Raw genomic sequence first — 6,553 nt, 5'->3', positions numbered from 1 at the left:
ATTATTAACAACCATATCACTGATTATATGGTGTGCATCGAGAGTGCCTGACTTAAGGTTCAGAGGGTGGGACATTCTAATATCGGCACTGGCTAACTTATAAGAGTCAGTTTGGCGAAATACATCACCTTCAAACTCTTTCACCGTATTGCTAGGGTTCGCTTCTTGTATTTTCACTATTTGTTCTTCCCTTTTGTTCTTAGAGCATCGGCGCACTCTCCCTCTTTTTTGCCAGCAACTCTTTTACAAATCTTACACCTAACAGGCTTTTTATCTTTTTCTTCATTTGCCTTTGCAGAGTTCTTTCCTGACTGAGCAGACTCACCGGTATTATGTTTTACTTTTGCTGGGTATGTTTTTTCACCCTTACCTAAGATGCGAGCAAAAAGCTTATCAAACTCGCCCATCGCTTCTTTTAGTTTGTCCGGCACCATCTTATCGATGATTTTTACCTCATCCGCTAACTTTAAGAAATACGCACCGAGCTCATCTGCGCCCATTCTGTTTGCGTATGAAGCCAACTCGGTTGCCACTTCAATACAAGGTTTTAGAACATCGGTAACAATCTGGCTGGTTTGTTTCGCGTAATCCACCCAATCTAACGTGCGCAAAAATTTTTCTGGATCGCCTTTACCCATGCCTCTTAAAACGGCCAGCAAAGTATCTTTTGATGTTCCTTTACCGCCTTTTAGCGCAACTTTACATGTGCCTTTAACCGCACTACCAAACGTAGGAACACAGCCGACAAGGGTAAGTGAAAGTGCTAACCAATTTTCGGGCTTATCACGCTCTTCTTCACTCAACAAAGTCATAATGTTCGCAGATAAATCGCGTACATCAGCAGCTTGGTCTACAACAGGAATCATCGTCAGCGCTGTATTGGCGATGATCTGCTCTACAGAAGCATCATCGTTGAAATCACCAAGAATCACACCCCAAATCCAACTGGCCGCACCAGACATTCGCGTCCAAGCATTTTCCCAGAAACCAACTTCACCTTTCTTTGTTTCTTCAATGATCAGTTGAGCGTTCGCACTTGGATTAAAGTTTGGATTGGTCTTGGTTGGGACATTTGGCATAAAATCGCGGCTGTCCTCGCCGTACTCTATAGCAAACTCCCCCGGAGCAACCCCACCAACCGATGCTTTACCGTTGTTGTCTAGTGTTCCTTCAAACACCGCGCCAGATTGATCTGTGAGAGTGTATGTTGCGCCTTGAACGGGTTCACCATCTGAGTATGAGAGATACAAATCAACCGTATACGTCCCTTCCTGATCTTCTGTAACAGAAACCGATGGGTTTTGTGCACCGCCCAAGCACATGGTGTTGGCTTTGTTCATGGTCATTTGATCGGACAGGCGACATACGCCCTTACCTTCAAACTTAACCGTTGGTGAAGCTGAAATGAATTTTGCTTCGGCTTCTATCGTGCCTGAGGCAACGCCTTTTCTGTCACCGCCCGCATCGCCAGTACTTTTTGAGAACGTACTGCCCTTGATAGCAACACTGTTACCGCCATCCATAGAGACCGTCGTAGTCCCACCAGCAAGGTCTGCTGATTTAGCATTGTTGCCATAAGGGATAGGAACGACTGGCTTGCCGACCTTAGTTAAACAAACATCTGGGAGCGTTGCATTCGCTTCACCACCTGAGCCTTTATGAACTATCGAAAGTCCATTCGCACCAACTGTTACGCCCATAACCAATCCATTTGAATTTTATTGATTGAATGATAAAAGAGATCGCACATTGCAATCTCTCTAAATGACTAGTGAATTTCACTAAAAGACCAGTGATATTCACAGCAAACCTTAAAACTGGCAGAAGATCTCATTTTTAGATTTCTGGTTATCTATACACTTCAAGCAGTTGCTGGAATTTTAAGTCTATGACGATGTAGGTTGCCGCATACATAAGCGCAAACGTAATCGCACTAAGACTCAAGATCAGCTTGGGTGAAATTACCCTTTTTAACGGCTTCTTTAGGTATTTAGCTTTAAGGTTGATTAAAGAAACTTTTTCTTGTTCTGCTAGGCGGTCATCTCGCACTAATCGATAAATGGTGCTGCCAATTTCCGCTAACTTTTCGTTACCACGCTCTTCACGGCCGTACTTGCCTTGGAAACCAAGTTGAAGCAATAAATAGAGAAACTCTATAACGTGACGGTATTTGCGAGGGTCGGCTTTTAAGCGATCGAGAATAACGAAAAACTTGTCACCACCAGATGTTTCGTTATGGAATTCAGACAGTAAGCTGTTCTGGCTCCAGTGACTATTTGCCCCCCATTCTTGCCGACAAACAGATTCATCAATCGCCGCACACAAGCAGTAACGAATAACAAGAACCGAAGCACGATCGAGCTCCATTTCATTAAGTTTTCGTTCGCCTTTTCGAATCTCACGTGCCACTTGTTCACGAAACGGCATCGGGTCATCAAGCCAAGGGATCGAAGACATGCAAGACAGACTGGCGATCAACCATGAGAATTGATCTACCAGCGGGTTAATGCCCATGTTGTCGATAGATAGATCTTGTACTGCGATGTTTCTCGATAAGTCAGGCGCTGGCATTACCTCCATTGGTTTGCCAGGCTCTGGTTGGAATAAGACTACGGTGACGTCTGTTTCTGCGTAACTCATAGACGAACGGCCCAAAGTTGCAATGATAAGTTAGCGAAATCGCCCGCAACGTGAATCGCAATCGCAGCAGTGTTCTTCAATGCCATCCACTCTTCGCCCGTTTTATCGAGCTCGAAATAGGTATAGCCAGCGTGATACGGCAGCGCGCGTGGCACAACTGGCATTGGTTTGATCTCAATCCCAGGCAGTTGAAGGTTAATCAAGTCGCGAATGTTATCGATTGAGCCGATCTTCGTTTGGCTGACAAACTGGGTATGCAGGACATCCAAGGTTACGTCGGCTTTAACTGCGAGGATAAAGGTCGTCGTATCAATGATCTTATTGTCAGGTATCGCTGCCGTTCTGATGCCATAGTTCTGATCTTTTAAGGTCAGTGGAATTGCTCTTTGTTCAGACATCACGCTCAATGTCATTTTCGCACTGTCTAGAACGCGAGAAAGACAGCTAGTAAGATCACCATGATTGTATTTAGTAAACTCAATAGGTCGGCGTGTCGTCGAGCACAGCGTCGAAAGCTCGCCCTCTGCCTGAAGAAGAATTCGATACAAAGACTCAGGGTGTACAGCTTCTGTGTTTGCAAAATGCCAAAACAAGGGTTCGTATCTATTGAGCGCTTGCAATAGCATAAAGTCAGAAACTGATGATACGCCTTGTTGATCCACCACTCCCAGTCGCTGAACTATGGATTCTGCGCGGTGCTTGAGCATAGAAGCAAACTCCGTCGCGAACTTATTAAGTACCGTAGATGCGTGAATATCAATACAGGTAGGAATGAAACTATCATCTAAGATCACGCTACCATCTGGCTTCACTTCCGAGATCTTGAGGATCGGAATAGACGTGTAAGCACTTTTATCTTCATGATCGTACATTAGGCAAAAGTTAAGCTTACCGACAACGATATTTGCCATGTCTTCCGAATCATAACAAGCATCAACCGCTTCTTGAGATTCCATCGTATAACGTGCACCGTCTTTTTTAGTGCCAAATAACTCAGAACGTTCCGATGGTAACGGACAGCACAAATAAACCACTTTATCGGCAATCGAAGGATCCACATCTTTCACTTCTGGTAGTTCAGCGAGCAGTGGAAGCTCAAATGGCGTGCGGTCTTGTAGGATGCCTTCTGCACGCGTAATACCAATTTTACCGAGGGCTAGCAGTTGTGAATTTATTTCCAAACGCTTAATCCCCCAATGTAAAGGAGATGCGTTGTTGCTCAACATGCTCGACAGTTTACTTTGCGAACGATCGAGTTGTTGAAAATGCTGCGGCTTCATGAACATTCCATCTTGCCAAACAACTGGATTGTATAAAGACATGTTTCTATCCCTTAAAAGTAAACCTGTTCAATGCCGCGAGTATTATCAGAAATTAACTCACTGCCTTCTAACTTGAGCTTGATGTAGTACTCGCTCTTCTCTTCAATAACTTCAACTTTACGCCATGACGAACCATCAATATCACGAAAGGCCACAGAAAAACCGACGGCACGAGTGTCAGGGTCTAGCGTTAGCATTTCATGAACTTTTCCACCTGGCTGTATTTGATATTCATAACGTTTGATGTACTCATCACCCAACGATGCTTTATCGTTTTCAAACAGCGCAAAAAAATCTAAGCTCCGGAATAAAACTGGCGAATTTAATTCGTGAAGGCGGAGAATGACCGGAGATGACTGCCCCCCATCTCTCACATTGAGTACAGGTGACGCCTCAATAACCAATTCAATGGACGAAGTTTCTGGTGTGATACCCGTGGACTCTTTAAATTGATCCCACATGGAACAACCGGATAACATGGCAAATCCGAGTAATACGGCGATACTACGCATGGTTTCCCTTAATCACTTTGTTATAGTTTTTCTTAATCAGCCCTTTTAAGGATGTTTCGTTGAGCAGGCGACGATTGTTAGAGTAGAAATCTAAATATTCGCCCCACAGTTTTGACTTCGTTGAGAACAAAGATTGACTCGCCACTTTGTTAGCAAATGCAACGGGATCGTTCGTCTCTGATTGTTCTAAAATGAGCTCATTCAGCGCTTTATTAAACGTGACTTGGTGGTCGTTCAACTCATCAAGCATTTGTTCTACCAGTTCATTTGGAGCCAGTAGATGTTGGCTATTGAGAGTCAGCATCAGCTCCGCAATGTTAGAGTTAGACTCACTCGTACTCTGCTCTTCTTTCAAGGACTCTACTTCGTGTAATTCTTTCTGCAGGTTATCAATACATAAGCGCAAACAAGTGCCCATTTGTTTGAACAACTGAGCTTCATGCGTCATTAGCTCAGGATTTCTTATACCCAAACCATCAAAAAACGCTTGTGCTATATCTTGAGAACAGGCGGTTGCTTCGATTCCCGCTTGCTCTTTAGTCGTACTGTTTATCGTAGGTTCTGCAGCAGGCATTTGAAGTGGCTGATTAGCTTGAGAAGAGGGAGTAAATGACTGTGTCATCTCTTCCCATTTTGAGCCTTTAGCAGTATGTTCGACGATAGCAGTATGTTCGACGATCGTCTCGGTGGAGTTAGGTGCATGATGCTGTCTTTGAACTGCCCTATCTAGAATCGTCGTTTGGGGTTGAACCGTCTCTTCTGAGACAATATCTTCTCTATATGGCGTACCGTTCTCTACCCCTAACGAACCCTTTATTGATGCGTTACTCTTGGTCTCCGTAGCCATCCAATCTTCAGGGATGAGGCTTGGCTGATCGAACTCGGAGTATATGCTGAAACTGTCATCGACCACCTGACGTGTGCTTTCCACCGTTTTAGGCTGTTCAGGTTCTGGATGCTCATCGTCACGAATCAAATAATCATCATCTCGCTGCATTGAAAAGTTAAGGTGCGCAACAGGATCATGACAATCAATGTCATCCTGTTTAGTCTCCATAAACAAATCTTCTAAAGCGCCTACTTTTTCTTCTTCTTCGACAACTGCGTCTCCGAGGCTAACCAAAGGATCATTGGATACTCTCTCAGGGGCTATATCAGCGGCAATGTCTTGTGTCGAGGTAACATGCTCCAGAGAAACGCCAATTTCATATTGCCCTAAAGAAATGATATCGCCATCGACTATCGCAACAGGTTGATTTTTGAGTATTTTGTTTCCGTTAACCATAGTGCCATTAGTGGATACGTCACTAATATAGTAGGTATCTCCATACACACTGATCAGGCAATGAGTGCCTGATATAAAGCGGTTGTGATCGGTTAAAGACACACTACAACTTGGTGAACGCCCTATTGAACCACCACTCTCGGGCATTTCAATGTGCTTGACACCTGTGTATTCCTCTGGGCATTTAGAAATAAATAGAACTAGCTGATTTGAGTGCATCTATATACCTCAAAATAGCATAGAAACAGACAGTTCAAGCCCACCTATCCCATCATTGATAACTGGGAGAATATAAGAGGCTTGAGGAATGATTTGTATATGAGCATCTGGGTTACTACCTAGCTTAATGACCGTACCAACGGCGATAACTGCACCCAGCTCGAACTGATCGATGTCCTCGACACTCTTATAGCGGTAACCTTCTGGGTCAACTTGCCAACGGTTTGAATATTGTGAGTAACCTGCAGATAAACCAGCACCTACGTACGGTGTGAAAACGCTCCAAGAAGCCAGCGCATATTGCGGTACAACACGAAGTTCATAGTTAGTTACTTCTTGATATAGACCGCTAGCTGGCGCTTCGATATCTTCTGCTAGGTAGTTAAGCCCTAACCACCAGCGCCAACGGTTATTATTTTCATCAATGGGGCGAGAATGGACCAAGCCAAACCTTAGAGTGTCTTGTTCACCACTGTTACCTTCTTCGTAATTAATGCTATCGATAGTCAACATACTGGCAGAGAGTCCATATCGCTCCCCTTTTGCCATTGCAAAAGAAGAAAATAGACACATGG

General features: G+C 44.2%; 6 protein-coding genes. All 6 read right to left on the bottom strand.

Features of this window, described 5'->3' with window-relative positions; translation table 11 throughout:
- Window positions 1-176 precede the first annotated feature (176 nt).
- The 6 genes from CAG69_RS02530 to CAG69_RS02505 all read right to left on the bottom strand — a co-directional run bounded on the left by CAG69_RS02530 (window position 177) and on the right by CAG69_RS02505 (window position 6,551).
- Window positions 177-1,700 (bottom strand): PAAR-like domain-containing protein, encoded by a 1,524-nt coding sequence (locus tag CAG69_RS02530; protein ID WP_161442583.1) that lies wholly within the window; start codon window positions 1,698-1,700, stop codon window positions 177-179.
- A 148-nt stretch (window positions 1,701-1,848) separates the two neighbouring features.
- Entirely contained in the window at window positions 1,849-2,640 is a 792-nt protein-coding gene (gene icmH, locus CAG69_RS02525) for a type IVB secretion system protein IcmH/DotU (protein ID WP_006741083.1), read from the bottom strand.
- Window positions 2,637-3,962 (bottom strand): type VI secretion system baseplate subunit TssK, encoded by a 1,326-nt coding sequence (gene tssK, locus CAG69_RS02520; RefSeq protein WP_006741084.1) that lies wholly within the window; start codon window positions 3,960-3,962, stop codon window positions 2,637-2,639. The genes icmH and tssK overlap by 4 nt, the downstream gene beginning before the upstream one ends.
- Window positions 3,963-3,973: 11 nt before the next feature.
- Window positions 3,974-4,474 (bottom strand): type VI secretion system lipoprotein TssJ, encoded by a 501-nt coding sequence (gene tssJ / locus CAG69_RS02515; RefSeq protein ID WP_005392625.1) that lies wholly within the window; start codon window positions 4,472-4,474, stop codon window positions 3,974-3,976.
- Window positions 4,467-5,978, bottom strand: a complete 1,512-nt coding sequence (locus CAG69_RS02510) for a type VI secretion system-associated FHA domain protein (protein ID WP_161442581.1) — start codon at window positions 5,976-5,978, stop codon at window positions 4,467-4,469. Before CAG69_RS02510 ends, tssJ begins: the two co-directional genes overlap by 8 nt.
- Window positions 5,979-5,987: 9 nt before the next feature.
- Window positions 5,988-6,551, bottom strand: a complete 564-nt coding sequence (locus tag CAG69_RS02505) for a hypothetical protein (RefSeq protein WP_161442578.1) — start codon at window positions 6,549-6,551, stop codon at window positions 5,988-5,990.
- Window positions 6,552-6,553 lie beyond the last annotated feature (2 nt).

The sequence above is a fragment of the Vibrio sp. V43_P6S15P86 genome (genome assembly GCF_009904725.1).
Classification (GTDB): domain Bacteria; phylum Pseudomonadota; class Gammaproteobacteria; order Enterobacterales; family Vibrionaceae; genus Vibrio; species Vibrio diabolicus.
The sequence above is the reverse complement of the archived record's forward strand: the minus strand, read 5'-3'. Positions and strand labels throughout refer to the sequence as shown.

Coding starts and splice junctions, on each gene's coding strand:
- CAG69_RS02530 (WP_161442583.1), bottom strand. CDS start 1,700: ATGGGCGTAACAGTTGGTGCGAATGGACTTTCGATAGTTCATAAAGGC.
- icmH (WP_006741083.1), bottom strand. CDS start 2,640: ATGAGTTACGCAGAAACAGACGTCACCGTAGTCTTATTCCAACCAGAG.
- tssK (WP_006741084.1), bottom strand. CDS start 3,962: ATGTCTTTATACAATCCAGTTGTTTGGCAAGATGGAATGTTCATGAAG.
- tssJ (WP_005392625.1), bottom strand. CDS start 4,474: ATGCGTAGTATCGCCGTATTACTCGGATTTGCCATGTTATCCGGTTGT.
- CAG69_RS02510 (WP_161442581.1), bottom strand. CDS start 5,978: ATGCACTCAAATCAGCTAGTTCTATTTATTTCTAAATGCCCAGAGGAA.
- CAG69_RS02505 (WP_161442578.1), bottom strand. CDS start 6,551: ATGTGTCTATTTTCTTCTTTTGCAATGGCAAAAGGGGAGCGATATGGA.